Source organism: Streptomyces sp. NPDC021115 (assembly GCF_044333065.1).
Taxonomy (GTDB): domain Bacteria; phylum Actinomycetota; class Actinomycetes; order Streptomycetales; family Streptomycetaceae; genus Streptomyces.
Map to the genome: position 1 here is coordinate 298,495 of NZ_JBIRQF010000003.1, position 25,302 is coordinate 323,796.

General features: G+C 72.1%; 14 protein-coding genes. 5 read left to right on the forward strand and 9 right to left on the reverse strand.

Translation table 11 applies throughout. The features are described from left to right. The first annotated feature begins 22 nt into the window (after positions 1-22). Positions 23-1,477, forward strand: a complete 1,455-nt coding sequence (locus ACH4TL_RS11485) for a glyceraldehyde-3-phosphate dehydrogenase (protein ID WP_398331001.1) — start codon at positions 23-25, stop codon at positions 1,475-1,477. Here the strand turns inward: ACH4TL_RS11485 and ACH4TL_RS11490 are convergent. From ACH4TL_RS11490 to ACH4TL_RS11525, 8 genes are all read right to left on the reverse strand, one after another. Continuing rightward, on the reverse strand, positions 1,456-9,651 hold the full coding sequence (locus ACH4TL_RS11490; RefSeq protein ID WP_398330998.1) for a type I polyketide synthase: 8,196 nt from the start codon (positions 9,649-9,651) through the stop codon (positions 1,456-1,458). The two genes, ACH4TL_RS11485 and ACH4TL_RS11490, sit on opposite strands and share 22 nt — an antisense overlap. A gap of 65 nt (positions 9,652-9,716) precedes the next feature. Further along, on the reverse strand, positions 9,717-12,824 hold the full coding sequence (locus ACH4TL_RS11495) for a glycoside hydrolase family 2 TIM barrel-domain containing protein (RefSeq protein WP_398425229.1): 3,108 nt from the start codon (positions 12,822-12,824) through the stop codon (positions 9,717-9,719). A 33-nt stretch (positions 12,825-12,857) separates the two neighbouring features. After that, positions 12,858-15,083, reverse strand: coding sequence for a family 43 glycosylhydrolase (locus ACH4TL_RS11500; protein WP_398318675.1), 2,226 nt, complete (start codon positions 15,081-15,083; stop codon positions 12,858-12,860). A 122-nt stretch (positions 15,084-15,205) separates the two neighbouring features. Beyond that, positions 15,206-15,913 carry an HAD family hydrolase gene (locus ACH4TL_RS11505; RefSeq protein WP_398318672.1) on the reverse strand — a complete coding sequence of 236 codons (708 nt, stop codon included), beginning with the start codon at positions 15,911-15,913 and terminating at the stop codon, positions 15,206-15,208. Between the two features lie 79 nt (positions 15,914-15,992). After that, on the reverse strand, positions 15,993-16,988 hold the full coding sequence (locus ACH4TL_RS11510; protein ID WP_398318669.1) for an aldo/keto reductase: 996 nt from the start codon (positions 16,986-16,988) through the stop codon (positions 15,993-15,995). Between the two features lie 43 nt (positions 16,989-17,031). Beyond that, positions 17,032-18,636 (reverse strand): FAD-dependent monooxygenase, encoded by a 1,605-nt coding sequence (locus ACH4TL_RS11515; protein WP_398318666.1) that lies wholly within the window; start codon positions 18,634-18,636, stop codon positions 17,032-17,034. After that, the gene (locus ACH4TL_RS11520) at positions 18,633-19,724 is read right to left on the reverse strand and encodes a 3-oxoacyl-ACP synthase (protein ID WP_398318663.1); all 1,092 of its coding nucleotides are present in this window, start codon (positions 19,722-19,724) and stop codon (positions 18,633-18,635) included. The genes ACH4TL_RS11515 and ACH4TL_RS11520 overlap by 4 nt, the downstream gene beginning before the upstream one ends. After that, positions 19,721-20,740 (reverse strand): ScbA/BarX family gamma-butyrolactone biosynthesis protein, encoded by a 1,020-nt coding sequence (locus ACH4TL_RS11525; protein ID WP_398318660.1) that lies wholly within the window; start codon positions 20,738-20,740, stop codon positions 19,721-19,723. Before ACH4TL_RS11525 ends, ACH4TL_RS11520 begins: the two co-directional genes overlap by 4 nt. 253 nt (positions 20,741-20,993) lie before the next feature. Here ACH4TL_RS11525 and ACH4TL_RS11530 point away from each other — a divergent pair, with 253 nt between their 5' ends. The 4 genes from ACH4TL_RS11530 to fabG are packed head-to-tail and all read left to right on the forward strand — an operon-like array spanning position 20,994 to position 24,221. Further along, positions 20,994-21,995 carry a beta-ketoacyl-ACP synthase III gene (locus tag ACH4TL_RS11530; RefSeq protein WP_398318657.1) on the forward strand — a complete coding sequence of 334 codons (1,002 nt, stop codon included), beginning with the start codon at positions 20,994-20,996 and terminating at the stop codon, positions 21,993-21,995. A gap of 36 nt (positions 21,996-22,031) precedes the next feature. Then, the gene (locus ACH4TL_RS11535) at positions 22,032-22,271 is read left to right on the forward strand and encodes an acyl carrier protein (protein ID WP_398318654.1); all 240 of its coding nucleotides are present in this window, start codon (positions 22,032-22,034) and stop codon (positions 22,269-22,271) included. Then, a complete protein-coding gene (locus tag ACH4TL_RS11540) occupies positions 22,271-23,491 on the forward strand; it encodes a beta-ketoacyl-[acyl-carrier-protein] synthase family protein (RefSeq protein ID WP_398318651.1) in 1,221 nt (406 codons plus the stop codon). The genes ACH4TL_RS11535 and ACH4TL_RS11540 overlap by 1 nt, the downstream gene beginning before the upstream one ends. 25 nt (positions 23,492-23,516) lie before the next feature. Next, entirely contained in the window at positions 23,517-24,221 is a 705-nt protein-coding gene (fabG, locus tag ACH4TL_RS11545) for a 3-oxoacyl-ACP reductase FabG (RefSeq protein ID WP_398318648.1), read from the forward strand. Positions 24,222-24,272: 51 nt separating this feature from the next. Here the strand turns inward: fabG and ACH4TL_RS11550 are convergent, their stop codons facing one another. After that, entirely contained in the window at positions 24,273-25,070 is a 798-nt protein-coding gene (locus ACH4TL_RS11550) for a BTAD domain-containing putative transcriptional regulator (RefSeq protein WP_398318645.1), read from the reverse strand. Between the last annotated feature and the right edge of the window lie 232 nt (positions 25,071-25,302).

A 25,302-nucleotide genomic window follows, 5' to 3' on the forward strand; every position in this document is an offset into this window, starting at 1 on the left:
GCCTAGCTCGAAAGATGAACTTGTGACTGCCAACGAGGACTCGTTCACCAACTGGAACACCCGCGAGGAGATCGCGGAGTCGATGATCCCGATCATCGGGAAGCTGCACCGTGAGCGGGACGTCAACGTTCTGCTGCACAGCCGCTCCCTGGTGAACAAGTCGGTGGTCAGCATCCTCAAGACCCACCGCTTCGCCCGGCAGATCGCCGGCGACGAACTCTCGGTCACCGAGACGCTGCCGTTCCTCCAGGCCCTGACCACGCTCGATCTCGGTCCGTCCCAGATCGACATCGGCATGCTCGCCGCCACGTACAAGGCCGACGACCACGGTCTGTCGGTGGAGGAGTTCACCGCCGAGGCCGTGGCCGGTGCCACGGGCGCCAACAAGATCGAGCGCCGCGAGGGGCGTGACGTCGTCCTCTACGGCTTCGGGCGCATCGGTCGGCTCGTGGCCCGTCTCCTCATCGAGAAGGCCGGTTCCGGCAACGGTCTGCGGCTGCGCGCCATCGTCGTCCGCGGAAGCGGCGGCCAGGCCGCCGACGACCTCGTCAAGCGCGCCTCGCTGCTGCGCCGCGACTCGATCCACGGCCAGTTCCAGGGCACGATCACCGTCGACGAGGCGAACAGCAAGATCGTCGCCAATGGCAACGAGATCAAGGTGATCTACGCCGACGACCCGACGTCGGTCGACTACTCGGCGCACGGCATCAAGAACGCCATCCTCATTGACAACACCGGCAAGTGGCGTGACCGCGAGGGCCTGTCCAAGCACCTCCGGCCCGGCATCGACAAGGTCGTCCTGACCGCGCCGGGCAAGGGCGACGTCCCCAACATCGTCCACGGCGTCAACCACGACACCCTCAAGCCGGACGAGCAGATCCTGTCCTGCGCGTCCTGCACCACCAACGCCATCGTCCCGCCGCTGAAGGCGATGGAGGACGAGTACGGGGTGCTGCGCGGCCACGTGGAGACCGTCCACTCGTTCACCAACGACCAGAACCTGCTGGACAACTACCACAAGTCCGAGCGCCGTGGCCGCTCCGCGCCGCTCAACATGGTCATCACCGAGACCGGTGCCGCCTCCGCCGTAGCCAAGGCGCTGCCCGACCTCAAGGCGAAGATCACCGGCAGCTCGATCCGGGTCCCGGTGCCGAACGTCTCGATCGCGATCCTCAACCTCCAGCTCGCGCGCGAGACCACCCGCGAGGAGGTCCTGGACCACCTCCGCGATGTGTCGCTGACCTCGCCGCTCAAGCGCCAGATCGACTTCATCAGCGCCCCCGACGCGGTGTCGAACGACTTCATCGGCTCGCGCCACGCCTCGATCATCGACGCCGGTGCCACCAAGGTCGAGGGTGACAACGCGATCCTCTACCTCTGGTACGACAACGAGTTCGGCTACTCCTGCCAGGTCATCCGCGTCGTCCAGCACGTGTCCGGCGTGGAGTACCCGACCTACCCCGCCCCGGTGGTCTGATCCCGGCACCCCGTACGGGGGCCGGTACCGAGTGCGGTGACCCACGCGCGGATGGCCTCGGCCGTCGTCCGCGCGTGGGTCTCGGTCATGCTCCAGTGGTCGCCGGGCACGTCCACGGTGTCGTACGGCTCCAGCCAGGACGTACGCCACGCGTCGCCGTGTGCCTCCCGCCCGCCGTGGGTCCGCATCTCGGGCACCGGCTCCGTGGCGCGGACCAGCAGGGTGGGGACACCCGTCGGCCCGGGGCGCCAGCCACGGGCCATGCGGGTGTAGGCCCCGAGCGCGGCCATCGACATGTCGTCCACGGCCAGGTCGAACCGTTCTCCCATCTCCAGGGGGGCGCGTGCGGGCATGGCCAGCAGCCAGGGTTCGTCCTCGCGGTCCGGGGTGACGTGGTAGGTGTCCACGACGACGAGACCTGACGGCGGTGTCCCGGCCGACGCCAGCCGGGCCGCCACCGAGTGCGCGGGGTAACCGCCCATCGAGTAGCCCAGCAGGACGTGCGGGCGGTCTCCGACGTGCTCCGTGACGGTGGCGGCGTGCAGGTCCACCAGGGTTTCCCAGTCACGCGGGACGGCGTCCCCGTGGACGACGCCGGGGTGCTGGATCTCCAGGACGTCCCGCTCGCCGCCGAAGCAGTCGGCCAGGGTCCGGTACCAGGGCCCGCCGGGGCTGGGGGAGAAGCCCGGGAAGCAGACCAGGACGGCCTGTTCGGTACGTTCGTCACGGCTGGCCAGCCGCAGTGGCGCGAGCGTGTGCCGGGCGAGGTCGGCACGGTCGAAGACGGGCAGGGCGAGCGAGGCGTTCATCAGCAGGTGCATCGCCGGGACCACGTCCCCGGTCCGGCACACCCGCCGGTAGAGAGAGGCGAGACCCTGCGGCGGGCGGGCCGTCGGCGCATGCGGTGCCGGTTCGGTGGCTCCCGGTTCTCCGGGCAGCGCGGGGCCCAGCTCCGCGAGCAGGTGGTCGGCCAGTTCCGCGGCGCTGGGCCGGTCGAAGGTCACCGTCGCGGGCAGTGACAGACCGGTGAGCGTACTCAGCCGGTTGCGCAGCAGGACACCGGTGAGGGAGTCGAAGCCCAACTGGCCGAAGTCGGCGCCGGGGTCAACGGCGGTCGCGTCCGGGTGGCCGAGAACCTGGGCGGCCTCCCCGCGGACCAGCGCCAGCAGGGCGGACGCCCGGTCGGCCCCGGGCAGCGAGGTCAGCTGGGCGCGCCAATCGGCCACGGGTGCCGCCTCGGCGGAGTTCGTGCCGTCGGCCACGGACCGGGCGGCGGGGCGGGGGGTGCGGATCAGCCCGCGGAGCGGCGGCGGGACCGGCGGCCCGGAGGTGCCGGCGGCCCGGGCGGGGGCCAGCGGCAGCGGAGCCAGCACCGCTTCGCCCATGCCCAGCGCGGTGTCGAACATCGCGAGGCCCTGTTCGGCCGCGACCGGGCGGACCGGGCCGTCCCCGGCCCGGGCGGTGCGGGCCGCCATTCCGCCGTCCCCCTCGCCTTCCGCATCCGCCCAGGGTCCCCAGAGGAGGGAGAGCGCGGGCAGTCCGAGAGTGGCGCGGTGGAGTGCGAGCCCGTCCAGGAAGGCATTCGCGGCGGCGTAGTTGCCCTGGCCGGGGTTGCCCAGCAGGCCGGCCGCCGAGGAGAACAGCACGAAGTGCGACAGCGGCAGATCCCGCGTCAGCTCGTGGAGATGCCAGGCCGCTTCCGCCTTGGGACGGAACACGGCCGCGAGCCGCTTCGGCGTCTGTGCCTCCAGTACGCCGTCGTCCAGCACTCCGGCGGTGTGGACGACCGCGGTCAGCCCCGGTGCGTACTTCTCCACCACGGTCGCGAGCCGGTCGCGGTCGGCGGCGTCACACGCGATCACATCCACCTGGACCCCCGCCTCCTCCAGCGCGGCCCTCAGCCGCCGCGCGCCCGGCGCCGCCGGGCCACGGCGGCTGAGGAGCACCAGACGGCCGACCTGGTGACGGGTGGCCAGGTGCCGGGCCAGCAGCCCGCCGAGCGCCCCGGTGCCGCCGGTGATCAGCACGGTGCCGCGCAGCGGCGCCGCGTCCGCGGGCGCCGGGGCGGCGGCGAGCCGGGGGACGCGTACGGTGCCTTCCCGGACGGCGAGCTGGGGTTCGCCCGTGGCGATGGCGGTGGGCAGCAGGCGCAGCGACTCCGGCCGCTCGTCCACGTCCACAACGGTGAGGCGGCCGGGAAACTCCGACTGGGCGGTGCGCAGCAGACCCCATGCCGTGGCGGCGGCCAGGTCCGGTGTCGGGGAGGTGGCGTCCCGCGTCACCACGACCAAGTGCGGTCCGGGGGCGGACAGCCTGGTCCGCAGCAGGTCCAGGGCGCGGGAGGTCAGGGCGTGGGCGTCCGCGACCGGCCCCCCGGAGGAGGACGGGGACGGGGTGGCGAGGGAGACGACGACCGGGCCCCCGCCACCGACGGGAAGGACCGCGCCCAGGGCCAGATCGTCGGGCGCCGCCATGACCGGCGCGGGTGCGTCCGGTCCGGCGGTGGCCGGGACATCCGTCCACCGGGTGCGGTACAGGGTTCCGGCCGCCGCCTTCCCGGCTTCCCGGAGCGGCCGTGTGGTGAGCGAATCGATCCGGAGCACCGGTTGGCCCGTATGGTCGGCGACGTCGACGGCGGCCGTGTCCTCGCCGGTGGCGCGGATCCGTACCCGCACGGCCGTGGCACCCGCGGCGAACAGGGTCATGCCGCGCCAGGCGAAGGGCAGTCGGGCGCCGCCGCCCTCGGGCGGCGCGGCGAGCAGCCGGGCGTGCAGGGCGGCGTCCAGCAGCGCGGGATGGATACCGTACCGCCGGGCGTCCGCCCCCACCGGTTCCTCCAGCCGCACCTCGGCGAACAGCTCCTCGTCCCGCCGCCACACGGCCGTCACGCCCTGGAACGCCGGGCCGTAGCCGTAACCGCCGTCCGCCAGCCGCCGGTAGGCGCCGGTGAGGTCCACGGGCACGGCGTCCGGGGGCGGCCACGCGGCGGCGTCGCGGGCGGGCCCACCGGACCCGCTGTCAGGACCCAGGCCCTGTCCGGCGGATCCTCGCGGGGCCGCGACGCCTGGCACCGCACCTCGCTGCGTTGTCGGAGTCGTCCAAGTACGCCCAGTACGAGGACGCTCCTCCGCCTTGCGATGCACGGCGCCAGACGCCGCGGCCTGACCCACGAAGATCCGCCGGACAGGACCTAGCCGCCCGGTCGCGTGGTGGGTCCAGGCGCCGAGCGCACCGGAGTCCGCTGGGCGGGAGTACACCTCGGCGGAGCGGCGGCCGGACGCGTCCGGCTCGTCGAGGACCACCTGGATCTGCACCCGGTCGCCCTGGCCGGACAGGACCAGCGGGGCCAGCAGCACCAGGTCTTCCAGCACCTCCGTTCCGCACATGTCGCCCGCGTGGACGACCAGCTCGGCGAACGCCGCACCGGGCAGCAGTACTTGGCCCGCGACGACGTGATCGAGCAGCCACGGCTGGACCGACGGGGACAGCTGACCGGTGCACAGCAGACGCTCGGTGCCGGGCACGGTGGTCATCCGGTCCAGCAACGGATGCCCGTTCGCCGCGGGGACCGGACCGGCGGTGTCGGCCAGCCAGTAGCGCTTCCGCTGGAAGGGGTACGTCGGCAGGTCCACCCGCCGGGCACCGCTGCCCGCGAACACCCGGCGCCAGTCAACCGGCAGCCCGCGCACATGCAGTCGGGCCACCGCGTCCAGAGCCGTCTCGGGCTCCGGCGCACCGGCCCGTACGGTGGCCGTGCACAGCCGCTCTTCACCCGTTCCGGCCAGGCCCGCCACGGCCGCCGCGGTGAGCTGCGCGCCGGGTCCGATCTCCACGAAGGCGGTCACCCGCTCGTCGTGGGCCAGCCCGTGCACGACGTCACCGAAGCGCACCGCCTCACGGGCGTGCCGTACCCAGTAGGCGGCGGAGCGCAGTTCGTCCCCTACGGCCGGTCGCCCGGTGAGGGCCGGTACGACGGGGATGCGCGGAGGCCGGTACGTCAACCGGGCGGCTACCTGGCCGAACGCGGCGAGCATCGGTTCCACCAGCGGGGAGTGGAAGGCGTGGGAGACCCGGAGCCGCGTGGCGCGGCGACCGCGCGCGGCGAACCGCGCCGCGACGGTGGACACGGGCGCATCCGCTCCGGAGATGACGACCGACCGGGGAGCGTTCACGGCGGCGATGGCGACGCTGTCTGCAAGGTCCGAGAGCTCTTCCGCCACCTCCTCCTCGGAGGCGTCCAGGGCCACCATGGCGCCCCCTGCGGGCAGTTGACGCATGAGCCGCCCCCGGGCGCCGACCAGCTCGACGGCGTCCGCCTCCGACAGGGTGCCCGAGGTGTGGGCGGCCGCCAGTTCACCGACGGAGTGCCCCGCCAGGAAGTCCGGCCGCACACCCCAGGACTCCAGCAGCCGGAACAGCGCCACCTCGAACGTGAACAGGCCCGCCTGCGAGAAATCCGTGCGCTCCAGCAGGTCGGCGTCCCCGGTCCCCTGCTCGGCCCACAGCACGCCGCGCAGGGGACGCTCCAGCCCGCCGACGTCGTCGAACCGCTCGCACAGGGCGTCGAAAGCCTGCGCGAAGACGGGGAAGGCCGCGTGCAACTCCCGTCCCATGCCGGGCCGTTGGGAGCCCTGCCCGCTGAACAGCAGAGCCAGCCGCCCGGTGGACACCGGCGTCGGGACGGGCCCGTCCGTGGCAAGCGCGTCCAGGGCGGTCAGCAGCACCGCACGGTCCGCGGTGGGCAGCGCCACCCGATGGGCGAGCGCGGCGCGCGTGGTGGCCAGGGAGAACGCCACGTCGGCCAGGTCCGCTCCCGGGTGCGCGCGCACGTGCGCCGCGATCTGCCGGGCCTGCGCGCGCAGTGCCTGCGCGCTGGCGGCGGAGAGCAGCAGCGGAGGCGACGACCTGCGGGCGGGAGCGCCGACCACCACCGCCCGGGCCGTGTCCTCCGGGGCGGGCTCCTCCACGATGACGTGCGCGTTGGTCCCGCTGATGCCGAACGCCGAGACCCCGGCACGGCGTGGGCTGCCGGGCGCCGGATGCCACTCCTCCTCCCGCTTCAGCAGCCGTACGGTGCCCGACGACCAGTCCACCTGGGGCGACGGCTCGCCGGTGTGCAGGGTGCGGGGCAGCCGTCCGTGGCGCATGGCCAGGACGGTCTTGATGACCCCCGCGACCCCGGCGGCGGCCTGGCTGTGCCCGATGTTCGACTTCAGCGCGCCCAGCCACAGCGCCCGTTCGCCGGTCCGGCCGGGCCCGTACGCGGCCATCAGCGCCCGGGCCTCGATGGGATCGCCGAGCGCGGTACCCGTGCCATGGGCCTCGACGCCGTCGATGTCGGCCGGGGACAGCCCCGCGTCCGCCAGGGCGTCCAGGATCACCTGCTCCTGGGCCGGGCCGCTGGGCGCGGTCAGCCCGTTGGACGGACCGTCGGAGTTGACGGCGGAGCCGCGGAGGACGGCCAGTACGGGATGGCCGTTGCGGCGGGCGTCGGAGAGCCGTTCCAGCAGCACAAGACCGGCCCCTTCACCCCACCCCGTGCCGTCGGCGGCCGCGGAGAACGGCTTGCACCGGCCGTCCGGCGCCAGGCCCCGCAGCCTGCTGAACGCGACGAACGGGCCGGGAGTCGCCATGACGGTGACGCCTCCGGCCATGGCCAGTGAACACTCCCCGGACCGCAGCGCCCGCGCCGCCCAGTGCATCGCCACCAGCGACGAGGAGCAGGCGGTGTCCACCGTCACGGCGGGTCCGCGCAGGCCCAGGGCGTAGGCGACGCGGCCGGACGCCACGCTGCCCGCCGAGCCCAGCGCGAGATGGGCCTCCAGCTCGTGCGGCCCGCGGTGGGTGAACCGGCCGCCGTAGTCACCGTGCATGATCCCGGCGAACACGCCGGTGTCGCCGCCGCGCAGCTCTGCCGGGTCGATACCGGCCCGTTCCAGCAGCTCCCAGCCGGTCTCCAGCAGCAGCCGCTGTTGCGGGTCGGTGGCCAGGGCCTCGCGCGGGGACATGCCGAAGAAGGCCGCGTCGAAGTCGGCCGCCCGGTGCAGGAAGCCGCCCCGCCGGGTGACGGAGGTGCCCAGCCGGTCCGGATCGGGGTCGAAGAGCCCCGCCGACGCCCAGCCGCGGTCGGTGGGGAAGTCCGAGGTCGCGTCCGTCCCCTCGGTGACCAGCCGCCACAGGTCCTCCGGCGCGTTCACGTCCCCGGGGTAACGGCACGCCATGGAGACGATGACCACCGGGTCCTCGCGCTCCTCCGCGGACGCGCGGGGCGTCACGACCGTCGGCCCCCCGGCCGGATGCGGCGTACCTCCGCCGAACAGCGCGGTGAGCAGATGATCCGCCACATCGGCCGGTGTCGGACGGTCGAACACCAGGGTCGCGGGCAGATCGAGACCGGTCGCCGCGCCGAGCCGGTCCCGCAGCAGGATGCCCCCGAGGGAGGCGAGCCCGAGCACGGTGAAGGGACGGTCCGGCTCCGGGCCGGGTGCGGGAACGTCGCACACCCGGGCCGTGGCGTCGAGGACGAGGCGCAGCACGGCGTCGTACCTGCCGGACGGAGGCAGGGGCAGCAGCCGTGTCCGCAGTGCGGCCGAGGCGGACTCGCGCGCCGCGGTCAGGCGCTCGGCGAGCTGTCGTACGAGCTCCCCTCGGATGATCTTGCCGGACGAGGTGCGGGGCAACGAACCGGTCTCGTACACCTCGTCGGGCACCTTGAAGGCCGACAGCCGCTCCCGGCAGGCGGCCAGCGCCCGCCCCGTGTCGACACCGCCGGATCCGGGGCCGGGGACGACGAAGGCCATGGGCACCTCGCCGAGTACGTCGTGCGGCCTGCCGACGACGGCCGCGTCGGCGATGTCCGGGCAGCCGAGCAGGACCTGCTCCACCTCGGGCGGGTTGATGTTCTGGCCGCCGCGGATGATCTGTTCCTTGAGGCGGCCGGTGACCTGGATGCCGGAGTGCGGCAGGCGGCGGCCGAGGTCCCCGGTGCGGTACCAGCCGTCGTGGAAGGCCCGGGCGGTGGCGTCCGGGCGGTTGTGGTAACCGAGCATCAGATTGGGGCCGCGGACCCACAGCTCGCCCTCGTCGCCGTCGGCGACACCCTCCCCGGTCCCGGGATCGGCCACCCGCACCTCGACGCCCGGCAGCGGCAGACCGCTGGAGTCGTCGGTGCGGAACCTGCCGAACCCGTTGACGGTGATCTTCCCGCTGGCCTCGGTGGAGCCGTAGCCGTCGAACAGCGGCGCGCCCAGCAGTTCCTCGGCCTCCGCCCGCAGCGCTGGGGGACACGGCGCGCCCCCGGTGGCGCACAGGCGCAGGCCGGGCAGCGGCCGTACGCCCTTCCGTACCGCGTCCATCAGCAGGTGGAAGGTGGCGGGCACTCCGGCCAGCACGGTGAACGGCTGTTCGGCGAGGGCCCGCGCGACGCTCGCGCCCCGGTCGAGGAGGTACGCGCTCGCTCCGACCGAGACCACCCCCAGCAGGCACAGCGAGTGGGCCAGGGCGTGGTGCAGCGGCAGCGGCCACAGCATCCGGTCCTGCCCCTGGAGGCCGAAGCGCGGCACGTAGCCCGCCGCCACCGACCACAGGGCGCCGCGCTGGCTGGAGACCACGCCCTTGCTCTCGCCGGTGGTGCCCGAGGTGTAGAGGATCCACGCCGGGTCGTCCAGGCCGAGGTCGTCCCGGGGCGGGACGCCCGGATCCGTACCGGCCAGTGCCTCGAACAGGACCGCCTCCGCGGGGGCGTCGCCGGGTAAGCGGTCCGTGGCCGCCACCACGACCGTGGGCCGCGGCGGTCCGTCCGCGGGCCCGGCGATCCGCGGCAGCAGCGCCTCCTCGGTGACGATCGCGGTCGCGCCGCTGTCATCGAGGAAGTACGCCAGTTCCGCGTCCGTGGCCCGCGGATCGAGCGGCACCCCCACCGCCCCCGCCCGCAGCACCGCCAGGTAGCTCTCCATCATCTCGACGCGGTTGCCCAAGGCGAGCGCCACCCGGTCGCCGTGCCGCACACCGAGCCGTGCCAGGTGGCCCGCCAGCCGCCCGGTCCGTTCCTCCAGAGCCGCGTACGTCACCGCCCGCCGGGCATCCTGGAACGCCGTCCTGTCCCCCGCCCGCCTCGCGTGCTCCTCCAGGACGCCGGGCAATGCACGGATGAACTCCCCGCGAACCTCCGCCATCCTCACTCCTCCAGCCGAAACGGGCGCAACTTGACATACGCACCGTGCCCATGGCCGGGGGTGTCCTAATCGTCCGAAATCCCTAGTGTGCTGATCCGCTGCGCGCCGTCCGCGGCCCCGGGACGCGCGCTCACCAGGTCCAGCCGGAGCCGGGCGGTGCGCACCGGGTCGAAGGTGATGACGGTCGGGGCGTCGGACGCCTCGGCCCAGGTGACCTCCGCTCCGCGGACCGGGACGAAGCGGCGGCCGTCCCAGGCGGACACCGTGATCGAGGCGGGCAGGGTGTGGGTCGCGTCGAGGGTGAAGGACACCTCGACACGGCGGACCCGGCGTTTCTTGGCCCAGGTCACCGAGACCCAGTCGGTCTCCCTGGCCCCGTTGAAGGCGGGGAGCAGGGAAGTGGCGGCCTTGGCGACGGCGTTGGACCAGCCGGTGGCGGGGTCGCCGTCCAGCATGGCGGCGGGGAGTGTGGTGAGCGCGCCGGAGTAGCTGGCGTCGGCCAGTGGGTAGGCGGGCGCGTCCGGTCCCGGGTCGGGTGCGAAGGGCGGGGTGGGGGTGACCCGGGTGGTGGTGCCGCCGGTGGTGCGGATGGTGGTGGTGGCCTTGCGCAGTCCTGTTGAGCGGGCGGTGAGGGTGAGGTATCCGGGTTTGGTGCTGGTGCGGACGATGGCGAGGGCTTTGCCGTGGTAGGCGGTGCGGGTGCTGGCCTGGTAGCGCTCGGCGCTTTCCTGGCGTCCGTTGTCGACACCGGCCAGGTATCCGCCGGATACGTGGAAGGTGATGAGGTGGTCGGCGTCGGGCACTAGTACGCCGTGGGCGTCGATGACTTCGGCGGTGATGAAGGTGAGTGAGCGGCCGTCGGCGGTGGTGGTTTTGCGGTCGGGGGTGAGGCGGAGGGCGTGGGGGCGTCCGGCGGTGCGGAGTGTGTCGGTGGCGACGGTTCGGCCGTTGCGTCGGGCCACGGCTTTCAGTTCGCCTGGTGCGTAGGGGATTTTCCAGGTGAGGTGGAGTTTTCCGGCGCTGTTGTTGGGGCTGGTGTAGCTGCCGGGGTAGGGGCCGGTGGTGACGGTTTTGTCGTCGCCGGTGGCTTCGGTGGTTTCGAGGTAGGTGCGGCCGTCGGTGGTCTTCTTGGTGTCGAAGCGCCGTACCCCGAGCGAGTGGCCGTTGAGGAAGAGTTCGACGGTGTCGACGTTGGCGTAGGCCCAGACCTCGACGGTCTCGCCCGGCCGGTGATCGGTCCAGTTCATCGGCACGAGGTGGACCATGGGTTCGCTGGTCCACTGGCTCTTGAACAGGTAGTACGCGTCCTTGGGGAATCCGGCGGTGTCCACGGCGCCGAAGAAGGACGCCTTCACCGGGAACACCTTGTACGGCGTGGGTTCGCCGATGTAGTCGATGCCGGACCACAGGAACTGCCCGGTGAGGAAGGGGCGGTCGCGCTCCTTCTTCAGTTCGTACTCGCCGCTCGCCGCCCAGTTGACGATGTTGTTGTCGTAAGCGGACGCCTCGCGCTTGCCCGGGGTCTGGTTCTCGGCCGTGTTGAGGCGTTCGGGCTCCTGGTAGGCCCCTCGGGAGGACGTGGCGGACGAGGTCTCGGACTCGAAGAGGAACAGATGCGGATAGCGGGCGTGCAGCGCGTCCACCGAGGAGGCGATGTTGTAGTTGAGGCCCAGGCCGTCGACCTTGGCGAGCATCAGATCGGCGGCGGAACCGGGCGCGGGCGGGCCACCGCGGTACTTGTTGGAGCCGATCACGATCGGCCGGGTGTCATCGGTCCTCTTGATGGCGTCGATGATGCGCTGCGCCATGGCGAGACCCGGTGTGCTGGTCGAATCGGTGATCTCGTTTCCGATGGACCACATGATGACGGCGGGGGAGTTGCGGGCCGCGCCGACCATCTCGGCGGTGTCCGCCTCGCAGTACTCGTCGAAGAAGCGGCCGTAATCATGGGCGGTCTTGCCGGTGCGCCAGCAGTCGAACGCCTCGACCATCATCACGATGCCCAGCCGCTCGCACACCTCGACCACCTCGGGCGCGGGCGGATTGTGGGAGGTGCGCAGGGCGTTGACGCCCATGCTCTTCATGATGGTCAGCTGCCGTACGAACGCGTCCCTGTTGAACGCGGCACCCAGCCCCCCCAGGTCATGATGCAGATTGACGCCCTGGAGCTTGGTGTACTCGCCGTTGACCGTGAGCCCGTGGTCGGGGTCGATGGTGACGTGGCGGATGCCGAAGGGGGTGCGGTAGCGGTCGGTGGTCTCGTCTCCGACGCGTAACTCGGTCTCCAGGGTGTACAGCCGGGGTGTGTCGAGGGACCAAAGCCGGGGCGTGTCGACGGTGATGTCCTGGGTGGCGTCGCGGGTGGTGTCCGCGGCGACGGTGAGGGTGGAGCGGGCGTGGGCGACCGTCTTGCCCTCAGGATCTTTGACCGTGGAGACGACGGTGACCGGCTTCTCGGAGCCCGTTGCGTTGACGACGCTGGTGCGGGCCCGGACGGTGGCACGGGTCTCGTTCACGGTGGGGGTGGTGACGTAGGTGCCCCAGCGGGCCACGTGGACGGGGTCGGTGATGACCAGGCGGGCGTGGCGGTAGATGCCGCTGCCGGAGTACCAGCGGCTGCTGGGCAGCTGGTTTTGGACCTTGACGGCGATGACGTTGGGGGTGGTGCCGTCGGTGTGCACCGTGTCGGTGAGGTCGAGGGCGAACCCGGTGTAGCCGTAGGGGTGGTTGCCGACGAGCTTGCCGTTGCAGTACACGTACGCGTCCATGTACACCCCGTCGAACTCGACGGAGATCCGCTTCCCCGCGAGCCCGGACGGCAGCGTGAAGGTCTTGCGGTACCAGCCGAGCCCGCCCGGTAAGTAGCCGGTGCCACCGTTGGTGCCGTGGTCGGTGGTCGGCGTGAGTTCGATGCTCCAGTCGTGAGGAATGGCGACCTCGCGCCATGCGGAGTCGTCGTAGCCCGGCTGCTGCGCGTCCTCGTAGTCACCGGTCGGGTCGGTGATCCCACCGGGGTTGACCAGGGCGAAGCGCCAGCCGTCGAGGAGTGGGAGGGTCCGGCCGCCCAGGGCGCGGGACGGTGCCGCGCCGGAGGCGGGAGTGGCGGTCACGAGCGCCCCGGCCATGGGGGCCGCGGTGCCTGCGATCAGCAACGATCTTCGGGTGACCGCCACGGCGATCTCCTCTCCTCGATGGCGGGACCGGCGTCAGCGCCGGCGGAGCGGGTCGATCGACTCAAGCGTCGGCACCACCGGCTTGATCGTCCCGTCGGCCGCGAACTCCATGCGGTCGATGGTGGTTTCCCGGTGCGTACCGTCGCCGCCCGCCTTGCCGGGGCCGTTGACGGCGAACCGGTGGTAGGCGATGTACCACTCGTCCGTGCCGGGGACGTTCACCACCGAGTGGTGGCCGGGCCCCTTGATCCCGTAGTCGAGCCGCTTGGAGAGGATCGTGCCCCGCTTGGTCCACGGCCCCATCGGGGAGGAGCCGGTGGCGTAGGCGACGTGGTAGTTCTCGCTTCCGGTGTCGTCCTCGGACCACATCAGGTAGTACGTGCCCTTGCGCTTGACCACGAAGGAGCCCTCCCGGAAGTTGTCCGGGGTGAACGTCCGCATCTTCGAGGAGTCGAAGGACGTCATGTCGTCGTTCAGCGGCACACCGTAGGCATGGCCGTTGCCCCAGTACAGATAGGACTGGCCGTCGTCGTCGGTGAACACCGAGGGGTCGATCATCTGGCCCTGGAGCTGGCCCTTGGGCACCAGGGGCTTGCCCAGCGCGTCCTTGAAGGGCCCCGCGGGGGAGTCGGCGACCGCCACGCCGATCTGCTGTTCGGCGCAGAAGTAGAAGTAGTACTTGCCGTCGCGCTTCGCCATCGCGGGCGCCCAGGCGTACTTGTCGGCCCAGCTCACGTCCGGACCGAGGTCCAGGATCACACCGTGGTCCTTCCAGTGGACCAGGTCCTTCGAGGAGTACGCCTTGAACTTGGTGCCGCCCCAGCCGCGGAAGCCGTCCGTCGTGGGATAGATCCAGTAGCGGCCGTCGGCGTAACTGATGTCCGGGTCGGCGTTCAGCCCGGGCAGGACGGGGCTGCGCATGGGCACGGCCTCGACGGTCCACTCACGGGTCGTTCCGTCGGCGGACGTAAGCCGGTACGTCCGGGCCTTGCGGAAGTCGCGCGGGGTGCCGGAGGGCGGGCTGAGGGTGGCGCCCGCCGGGAGCGTGAAGCGGGGCGCCAGCCGCCGCAGATCGGCCTTCGGGTCCATCGGCAGCACGGCTTTGGCTGCCGCCTCGGTGACGATCGCGTACCCCTTCTGGCCCTTCGCCGTCACATCGGAGGGCGCGGCCTGGGACGCGGGGTACGTGCGCAGCAGCCGGTCGTACTCGGCCTGCGTCACGGGGAGCACCGTGCCGTGCCGGGGGCTGGCGGGCAGCTGGTAGTTCTCGGACGGGGTCCACTTGCCGGAGGCCAGGTCGGTGGTCTCGAAGGGGATGTAGCCACGGCCGCCGAACTCGTCGATGAACAGGTACCACTTGTTCTCGGTGTTCGACTTGAAGACGGTCGGGCCCTCGCCGCGGTCGATCGCGCCCTTGCCGATGCAGTCGGAGACGAAGTCGTACGAGGTGTCCGTCAGCGAGGTGGACTTCTCGGCCGTGATGAACTTCGAGCAGGGCGTGCCCGAGGACGGGTCGCGCTCGTCCTTGGTGAAGCGGTAGTACGAGCCCTTGTCCTTGATGACGGTGGAGTCGATGACCGAGTAGCCGGGGTCGTTCCACACCTTGGGCTCGCTGAAGCTGCGGAAGTCCTTCGTGGTCGCGTACAGCATCTTGTTGTAGGTCGAGCCCGTGTGCTGCGGGTCGTCCTCGCCGTAGAGCTTGGAGGCCCAGAAGACGACGTACTCGCCCAGTTTCTCGTCGTAGTACGCCTCGGGCGCCCAGGTGTTGCCCGCGGTGTCCGGGGAGACCTTGACGAGGCGCTGGTCGGTCCAGTTGACGAGGTCCTTCGACTCCCACACCATGATCGACTTGCTGCCGGTGCGCTGCACCTGGTCCCAGCTGCCGCTGCTGTTCTGGTACATCCGCAGATCGGTGGCGATCAGATAGAACTTGTCGCCCTTGGGAGAGCGGATGACGAACGGGTCGCGCAGGCCCTTCTCGCCGAGGCTGGAGGTGAGGACGGGCTTCCCGGCGTTCAACTCCCGCCAGTGCAGCGGGTCGTTGCCGCGGCTGAGCGCCATCCGTATCTGTTCGCCGTCGGCGGTGCCCTCACCGGTGAAGTAGGTGAAGAGATACCCGGCGTACGTGGGTTTCTGGTGTGCCGTGGACGGCGCTCCGCTCAGCGCGGGGCTGGGCGGAGCGGCGAAGATGCTCGTCACCAGCGTGAGCAGGGCGGCGAGCAGCGGCAGGAAGAGCATGCGGGCGGAGCGGGGACCCATGACACATCCTGTGGGAGTCTGGTGGGTTCTGTTGAGCTGGTTGCACCGGAGTGTGTCCAGTGGGGACCCGGTGCGTCAACGGTGTGTCGCCCCTCATGCCCGGCGAAAGTTTTCGACGCGCGTCAGCGGGCCGGCACCCCGGCCGCGCCGACGGCCGGGGGCAGCCGCCGCCAGCGGCCCCCGTGGGCGTGCTCCAGCAGCACCGGATCGTCCCCCACCACCACGGGGTGCCCCACCTGGCGCAGCAGGTCCAGGTCGGAGGCGTGGTCCCCGTACGCATGGCAGTCCTCGGCGCGCAGCTCCCGTTCCCGCAGCACCTCGGCCACCGCCTCGGCCTTGCCCGCCCCGATGCGTACGTCCCGCACCTCACCCGTGTAGCTGCCGCCGGAGATCTCCGGCACCGTGCCGAGCGCGACGTCCGCGTGGACGTACCGGGCGATCGGGTCGAGGCAGGCCGCGAAGGAGCCGGAGACGAGGACCACCAGATCGCCCCGCTGCCGGTGGGTCCGCAGGGCCAGCAGCACCGGGGGGTGGAACAGGCCCCCGGCGGTCATGCCGTCGTCGAACCACTGCTGCCCGGCGGCGGCCACCTCGGTCACCCGGTGGCCCGCGAACAGCCGGTAGTACGCGCGGTTGGACGCCGCCCGGCCGCCGGGGCCCGCGGCGATGTCCCGCAGGGAGGACACCGTGTCGTCGGCCGCCGCGTCGGGGCGGCCGAGCCACCGGTAGTAGTCGCGGAGGAACGAGAGCATGCTCTTGCGCGTGATCAGCGTCTCGTCGACGTCGAAGAAGGCGGCGCCGCGCGCCGTCGTCGCCTGGCCCGGGTTCATCGCGGGGTTTCCTTTCTGCGAGGCGGTTTCCGCGGGACGGTCGCGGGAGCGGTGACCCCCGCGACCGCGGTGTGGCGGGTCAGTAGCGGGACCCCACCGGGTCCGGTACGGCGTCCAGCTCCGCCAGGTCCGCCCCGCTGAGCCGGATCGCGGCGGCGTCGGTGTTTTCCTTCAGATAGCGGGAGTTCTTGGTGCCCGGGATCGGCACGACGTGTTCGCCCTGGGCGAGGGTCCAGGCGATCGCGACCTGGGCGGGCGTGGCGCCGTGCCGGGCGGCGACCGTACGGACGACCTCCACGATGCGGGCGTTGGCCGCCAGCGCCTCGTCCTGGAACCGCGCGTTGGACTTGCGGAAGTCGCTCTCCTCGAACTGGTCGGGGCTGACGTACGCGCCGCTGAGGAAGCCCCGGCCGAGCGGGGAGAACGGGACGAACGTGACGTCGTTCTCCGCGCACCAGCCGACCACGTTCTCCGCGCCTGGCAGCCCCTCCAGCTCGTCGCCCGGACGGCCGAGCGGGCCGCGGGTCCACAGCGACAGCTCCGACTGGACGGCGGCCACCGGGTGCTGCCGGTGGGCCTCGGCGGCCTGCGCGATGCTCACCTCCGACAGCCCGAGCCGCCGTACAGTGCCCGCGGCGACCAGGTCGGCCATGGCGCCCCAGGTGTCGGCGAGCGGCACCTCGGGGTCGACCCGGTGCAGATAGAGCAGGTCGATCACGTCGGTGCCGAGGCGGCCGAGGCTCGCCTCCACCGCCGCCCGGACATGCTCGGGGCGGCCGTCACGGTGCATGGCGCGGGTGGCCAGATCGTCCACCACGAGGCCGCACTTGGTGGCCAGCACCACCTCGTCGCGGCGCCCGGCGAGGGCCCTGCCGAGCAGCCGCTCGTTGTGTCCGTCGCCGTACACGTCCGAGGTGTCGAGGAAGGTCACCCCGAGGTCCAGGGCCTCTGTGACGACCCGGACCGAGGTGTCGTCGTTCCGCTGTCCCTCGGCGTATCCCCAGCTCATGCCCATGCAGCCGAGGCCGATGGCACCGATGGAGGGCCCGCCCGAGCCGAGCTTGCGCTGTTCCATGTGTGTTCCCGTCTCCTTCTCGATCCTGTGGTGCGTCAGACCGTCAGTCCGACACGTCGGCCGTATCGGGCCGGGCCGCGCCGACGCGGGCGAGGACGACGCGCAGGCGCGCCGGGTCCAACCGCGGCTCGACGGCGGCGATGTGGCCGTCGGGGCGTACCACGACGGCACGCGGGCTGGTGCCGAGGAATTCCTTCAGCGCGGGCCACGCCGACACGTCCCGGACCGGGTGGTGCGGGGCGAGGGCCGCGCGCAGGGCCGCGCACTGCTCCTCCCACCGCACGCCACGGGCGCCGCCCGACCAGGTCAGCACGGTGAAGCGGTCGTCGGCGACGGTCGGCCACGCCGCCCCCTGCTCTCCGTCCCCGTACCCCTCGGACACGAAGACGGGCAGGCGCTCCCCGACGCCCAACGGCTTGCGCCGCCAGCGGATGTCGGCCTTCACATCCTCCCGGTCGGAAGCGTAGTTGACGCTGAGCTGGCTCATCAGCGGGGTCACCAGCCGCTGGAACGCACCGGTCAGCCTCGCCCCGCGCACCAGGGCGTCGCGCACCGCGACCTTCGCGGGCTGCCGCACCAGGCCCCAGCTCGTCTGCTTGGCGGTCACCAGGGACACCCGCTCGGCGGAGTGGCGGCGCTCGCGGTCGTAGGTGTCGAGGACGCGGGCGTCGACGGTGCCCCGCAGCACACCGCCCAGCTTCCAGGCGAGGTTGACCGCGTCCTGGATACCGGTGTTCATGCCCTGCGAACCCGCCGCGCTGAAGATGTGCGCCGCGTCGCCGACGAGGAAGCAGCGGCCCGCGCGGAACGCGGCGGCGGTCCTGCGGCGCGCCCGGAAGACCGTCGTCCACTTCAGCTCGCCGAGCTTCGCCGGGAAGGGCACGACCCGGTTCAGGTTGTCCTGGAACAGCTCGCGGGGCGGCTCGTCCTCGTCGTTCCACACCGGGACGCTGCACGCCACGCGGAACGTGCCGTCGCCGAACGGCGCGAGGCCCATGGCGCCGCCCTCGTTGTAGCAGTAGATCATCTCGTCCGGGGGCAGCGGGCCCTCCAGCGGACCGTCACCGATGGCGAACAGCACATCGGCGCCCTGCCCCTGGAACTCGATGCCCAGCTCCTTGCGCACCGTGCTGTGCGAGCCGTCCGCGCCGATGAGCCAGTCGGCACGCACCCGCTCCTCCGAGCCGTCCGGGCGCCGCAGCGTTGCCACCGGCCGGTCGCCGGAGTTGTCCAGCCCCACCAGGGCGGTCTCCGACTCGACCCGGCCGCCCAGCTCCACCAGCCGCTTGCGGATGACGTCCTCGGTCTTCCACTGCGGGGTGCACAACCCGAACGGATACGGGGTGTCGTGCAGCCTGCTCATCTCGATGGCGCCCAGCCGGCTGCTGCCGGAGTAGTACGACACCGCGTCGATGTGCTTGCCCGCGTCGGCCAGTTCCTCCGCGACACCGATCCGGCGCAGCAGCTCCAGGCTGCGCGGCCACATGATGACGGCCCGGGAGTGAACGGTGGTGCTGGGCGCCGCGTCGACGATCCGCACCGGGATGTCCTGGCGCAGCAGGTCGCAGGCGATGACCATGCCGACCGGTCCCGCGCCCACTACCAGGACCGGATCGGGGCCGTTCGTGCTGTGCTGTCCGGGGGTCATGCCCCCTCCTTCCTGTCACTGCTGTCGCTGTCCCGTCGCATCTCCGGTCCGGTGCGCCTGACGACCGCGCACGACCAGGTGAATCCGCCCCCGGCGCTGAGCACCACGGCCACCTCGCCGGGGGAGAGCCGCCACCGGCCGGGCCCGGCCAGCAGCGCGAGGTTGGCGAGGATGTCCCCCGCGCCCAGATGGCCGGTGTCGTGCCCCACGTCCCGGGCGGGCGCCGAGGTGACCAGCGCGACCGCCGGGGTGTACGCGGCGCTCAGCGCCGCATGGCCCAGGCGCGGCAGGAGCACCGCGCGCAGGGCCGGGTCGTCCGGGGACACACCCGCGTCGTACAGGGCCGCCCGGAGCACCGAGGGCACCCGCTGCTGCACGACCTTGGCGAAGTGCTCCTTGCCGTTGTCCTCCAGGAACGCCTTCTTGGTGCGGCGGATGTCCACCACCCGGCTGTGCTCGCGCGGCGCCGGGCTGAAGGCGTCACGGCCGCGGTGCATCGTCTCCATGGCGGGCGCCGCGGCGGTGACCAGGGACAGCAGCTCGAGCCCCGGCCCCGGGCCCGGTGCGTCGGCACGCAGCACGGCGGCCGTGGCGCCGTCGCCGTACCAGAGGCCGTAGTCGCCGCGCCAGCGGTCGAATCCGGGCTCGCAGAAGCGGTCGGCCGTGGTGACCAGCGCGGTGCCGGTCGTCGGGTCGGCCCGGAGCCGCGCGGCGGCGAGTTCGAGCGCGCAGGCGCCGCCGTTGCACATCTGCTGCACACCGACCGGCAGCGCGTCGAGGGCGCCCGCGCCGTGCGCGATGTAGTGGGCGGGCGACCAGAAGTCGTGTCCCTGGTGATATGTCCAGGCGTGCACCAGCAGGCCCACGTCGCGCGGGTCGTCGCCCGCCGCCTCCAGCGCGCGCCGCGCGGCCCGTACGGCCATCTCCGGCGGCGCCTCGGCGCGGGACACCGGCAGCCGCCGGTAGCCGGTGGCCGCCACGTCCTCCGGTGCCAGCCGCCCGGCGCGTACGGCGTCGTCCGGGGTCTCCACGGTGGCCGGGAGCCAGGTCGACGCGGCGCTCAGATACAGCGGTCCGTCGAGTTTCACGGCGCGCCCTCGGGCGTGGGCCGCGGGGCGCGGGTGAGCGTGATGTCCGCCTCGGCGACGACCTGTTCGTCCTGCTCGAAGGCGACGCTCAGCCGCAGCTCCGCGCCCGGCTCGTGGTCGGGTGCGGGGCGGGCGGTCAGCAGCAGCGGGCTGTCCAGCTCCGCGTACGTCCGGAAGGACGCGTCCAGGTCGGTCAGCTCCCACGGCTGCTCCGAGCCGGACATGAACTCGGCGGCGTGGAGCAGGGCGAGCTGGCGGCCCGACTCCATCAGCACCATCCCGGGGAAGTGGTCCAGCGGATGGTCGAACAGGCTGGGGTGCTCGCCCGCCGGGCGCAGCCGCGCACTGACGCTGTCGGGCCCGGGCACCGCGTCCAGCAGCACCACGTTCTCCGCCCGGGCGCGCCCGACCCGCCCCGGCGGCACCGGTGTTCCGTCCCGCAGATGCCGGAAGGCGTCCGAGGTCGGCGGCGCGCTGCCGCGCCGCTTGGCGCGCATCGCGGCGTACATACCGCCGGGCAGATAGGCCGCGCGCAGTGACACCTCGCCGAGGTACTGCCCGGCCACGGACAGCCGCATCGCATACGTTGTCGCGAGCAGCGTGCCGTCCCGCCACCGGCTGTCGTGCGTCGTCACGTCCATGACGAGTTCCGCGGGCCCTGGGCCGATCCGGGCGGTGGCCGCGCCGGGCAGCCGCATCGACCACGACCGAAGGATGAAGACGGTGGCGCGCGGTGCTCCGAAATGCGCGTGCACGGCATGCGTTTCCGCCTGTCGGCAGCATTCGAGCAAAAGCAGTGGATCGATCGGGGACCGGCCCGTGTGATCGGTGTAATAGGCGTGCGACGGCGGTATTTGGGCCGCGGCCACGAAATGCCCGTCCGTCAATTTCCTGCTGTCGGTGAGAAACAGCTCGGACAACGCCTCCCGATGTACCAGGTCCTTGGGGACGGTACGGGAGAAGTCGAGGTCCGGCACGATGTCCCGTGCGTCGGCCGCTTCGATGGCCACTGTCACGCCTGTCCCCTTTCCCTCGAGGTCGTGGAGTGTTTCGGCACGGAAACCATGCTGGCCGGAGCTGCTACCGCCCCGCTCACGTCCCTCTCACGCCGCGAATGAGCAGACCGTGAGCGTCTTCTGTGCTGCGAATGAGAACGCCTCAAGCGACGGCATGCAGTATGAATTCCCGGAAACGCCGCACGAGTCGGCGAGGCGGTCGAGAAGGGAAAACACCGATGGCATTTCGCGTCATACGGACCGGGAGCGCCGGGTGAATCGCGCGGCGGTTCTCACGGGGCTCGGGACCTGGCTGCCGGAGCATGTCGTCACCAATGACGAACTGGCCCGGCGGCTCGACACCTCCGACGAGTGGATCCGCACCCGGACCGGAATCCGGCAGCGCCATGTGATCGGGCCCGGGCAGTCCACCGGAGACCTCGCCGTGGAGGCCGGGCGGCGCGCGCTGAAGTCGGCTGGTACCGAACGGGCCGACATGGTCATGGTCGCCACCAGCACCCCGGACCGGCCGTGCCCGGCCACCGCCCCGGACGTGGCGAGCCGCCTCGGCCTCAGCGGTGTCCCCGCCTTCGATATCGCGGCCGTGTGCACCGGCTTCGTCTACGCACTGGGCATGGCCGCCTCCGTCATCGCCTCCGGCGCCGCGGAAAGCGTGCTGGTCATCGGCGCGGACACCTTCTCCACCATCCTCGACCCCGAGGACCGCACCACCCGCGCGGTCTTCGGCGACGGAGCGGGCGCCGTCCTGCTGCGCCCCGGCGACCCCGGGGAACCGGGCGCCCTCGGCGGCCTCGACCTCGGCAGCGACGGCACCCGCAGCGACCTCATCGAGGTCCCCGCTGGCGGTTCGCGGCAGAAGGCGTCGGGCCTGTCAGCGGAGGAGGCCGGGGCCTACTTCACCATGCGGGGCCGGGCCGTGTTCTCCGAGGCGGTCCGCCGGATGGCCACCTCGGTCGGAACCACCGCCCACCGCCTCGGCTGGGTCCCCGGCGATCTCGACCGCGTGGTGCTGCACCAGGCCAACGCCCGCATTCTGGCGGCCGTCGCGGACCGCATGGGGCTGCCGGCACAGCGGTTCGTGTCCAACATCGGGCGGGTCGGCAACACCGTCGCCGCCTCCATTCCGCTCGCCCTCGCCGACGGCGTCATCGGAGGCGAGCTGTGCCCCGGACAGCGCGTCGTCCTCGGCGGCTTCGGCGGCGGCCTCACCTGGGGCGCGATGGGCCTGCGCTGGCCCGACATCACGCCCGTCTGACCGACCATGCGTCATCTACTCAGAAGGAGTTTCACCATGGATGTGATCGAAGAGCGTGTCACCGGCATCCTCTCCGGACAGTTCAAGCTCAAGAAGGAGATCATCACCCCCGAGGCGACCTTCCAGAACCTGTCGTTCGACTCGCTGGTGCTCATCGAGCTGAGCCTGGTCCTGGAGAAGGAGTTCCAGGTGGTGATCGAGGACGGCGACCTCACCGATCAGCTCACCGTGCGCGAACTGGCCGAACTGCTCACCGACAAGGGCGCGGTCGTCTGATGGCCGACGGCATAGCGGTCACCGGGCTCGGGCTGGTGACACCGGCCGGGACCGGCGTCGCGGAGAACTGGGACCGGCTGCTCACCGGCCGCTCCCGCGCCACCAGGGACGCGTCCCTGGACGGCATGCCCGTCGACTTCACCGCGCGCGTCCCCGGCTTCGACCCCGACGAGCTACTGGGCGGCTTCGCCTCCTGGCAGCTGGAGCGCTTCGTCCAGCTGGCCATCGTGGCCGCCCGAGGGGCGATCGAGGACGCCGGATGGGACCGGGACAGCTGGGACGGCGCCCGGGTGGGCGTCGTCCTCGGCAACTCCCTCGGCGGCGCCGCCACCTTCGAGGAGCAGTACCGGACCCTGCTCGACGGGGGACCGAGCCGGGTCTCCCCGCTGATGATCACCAAGTACATGCCGAACATGCTCGCCGGATACGTGGCGATCGACTGCGGTGCCACCGGCCCCGGCCTGGTCACGGCCACCGCCTGCGCTTCCGGTGCCACCGCCGTCGGCACCGCCCGCGACCTGCTGCGGTCGGGGATGTGCGACATCGTGCTGGCCGGGGCCAGCGAGTCCGCGCTCACCCCGACCGTGATGGCGGGCCTGACCAAGATGGGCGCGCTGTCCAGGAGCCGGGACGCCCCCGAACACGCCGCCCGCCCCTTCGATGCGGAACGGGACGGTTTCGTGGCGGCGGAGGCCGCCGGGGTCCTCGTCCTCGAACGCCCCGAGGACGCCCGCGCGCGCGGCGCCACCGTACGGGCGGTCGTAAGGGGATACGGCGCCACGTCGGACGCCCACCACGCCACCGCGCCCGATCCGCAGGGGCGGGGCATAGAACGGGCGCTGCGGGACGCGCTTGCCGACGCCGACGTGTCGGCGCGGGACATCGGCCACGTCAACGCGCACGGCACGGCCACCCCCATGAACGACGTGATCGAGGGAGAGATGCTGCGCCGCGTCCTCGGCGAAGGGCCCGCCGTGACCTCCACGAAGGGCGTCACCGGCCATGCCCTCGCCGCGGCCGGGGCCATCGAGGCCGCGTACACCGTGCTGGCCGTGCAGCACGGCACCGTGCCGCCGACCGCGAACCTCAAGAACCAGGATCCGCGGATCGACCTGGACCTCGTCACGGGGGAGCCGCGCCGCACCCGCGTCGACGCGGCCGCCAGCACCTCGCTCGGGTTCGGCGGCCACAACGCCGCGCTCGTCGTCACCGCCGCGTGAGCGGCGCGGGAAGGGAGGGGAGACGATGAACCGTTCGGTCTTCGTCACCGGCGGCAACCGGGGCATCGGTGCTGCCGTCGCCGCCGCCTTCGCGGCCGACGGCGACAAGGTCGCCGCCAGCCATCGCACGGGCAGCCCGCCGGACGGGGTGCTGGGCGTCCACGCGGACGTCACGGCGCCCGGCGAGGTCGAGAAGGCGCTGCGCGAGGCGGAAGCGGCGCACGGCCCGGTGGAGGTCGTGGTGGCCAACGCCGGGATCACCCGGGACCGGCCCGCGCTGCGGATGTCGGACGAGCAGTTCGAGGAGGTGCTCTCCACCAACCTCACGGGCGCGTTCGCCACCGTCCGGGCCGCGCTCACCAGCATGCTCCCGGCCCGGCGCGGCCGGGTGGTGCTCGTCTCGTCGGCGCTGGGCTTCCTCGGCTCACCGGGGCAGACCAACTACGCCTCGGCCAAGGCCGGGCTGGTGGGCATGGCCCGCTCCCTCGTGTGGGAGCTGGGCGACCGCGGCATCACGGTGAACGTGGTGGCGCCCGGCATCATCGAGACCGACATGACGGCGCCGCTCTCGGAGCGCCGCATGGCGGACCTGATGCGGATGACACCGCTCGGCCGCCCGGGCCGGGTCGAGGAGGTCGTGGCCGCCGTCCGCTTCCTGGCGAGCGAGCAGGCGAGCTACATCACCGGAGCGGTCCTGCCGGTCGGCGGAGGGATCGGCATGGGCCACTGACGACGCCGGACGGCCCGGTACGGACATCCGCCGTACCGGGCCGGGCCGGTGTCACAGCCCCGCGGACGGCAGCGCGGGGGCGAGCGAACCGCCCGCGACGAGGATGGACTTCTGGAGTTCCTGGAGCCGGACCGAGGGCTCCAGGCCGATTCCCTCGGCCAGGGCGGAGCGCAGGCCCTGATAGACCGACAGGGCATCGTTGCGTCTGCCGGAGCGGTTCAGGGCGACCATCAGGCACTCGTGCAGCATCTCGTCGTACGGGTGCAGCGCCGTCAACGCGCGCAGCTCGCCGACGACCTCGTACCGCTGGAGCCGTAGGTCCAGCAGGATGCGACGGCGCAGCACGGCCTTGCGGTCCTCCTCCAGCCGCAGCACGTGCGACTGGAGCACGGGCCCGGTCGGCAGGTCGGCCAGCGGCTCGTCGCGCCACAGGTCGAGGGCGCACCGCAGCAGCGCCGAGGCCTGGGCCAGGTGGCCCGCCTCCTCCGCGCGGCCCGCCTCGGCCACCAGGTCCTGGTAGCGGCGCACGTCGAACTCGTCGTCGGGGACCGCCAGCCGGTATCCGGTCTGCTCCGTGACGAGCACCTGCTTGGCGAGCGGGCTCCCGGGCCCGCCCGGCAGGACCATCCCCAGGTGCTTGCGGATCTGCATCACGTAGTTCTGAAGGCTGGTGGCCGCGCTCTTGGGCGCCGTGGCGCCCCATACCTCGCGCTCCATCGCGTCGATCTGCACGACCCGCCCCCGGTTGAGCACCAGCAGGGCGAGCACCTTCCTGGCCTTCGGCGCAGCCGGTACGACTGAGCCGCCGTTCAAGGTCACGCGCAGCGGCCCGAGTACGTTGGCGATCATCCGTCAGTCCCCCTCCTCGAGGGTAAAGATATAGCGCCGTACATCTATGAGCGCAAGTACAAACTGAGCGTGCGCGCGGCCTTGAGGCAACGTCAACTGGCGTTAAATCAGGGCAAAACAGAGCGAGGGAGGCCAGTTCCAGCGGGGTTTCGGGGGAGTGCGATTATCGAGTTGGGTAAACTTTTGCTCTGCAATACAACTTTGAATCACAGTGATTGCCAGTATGGCGGCG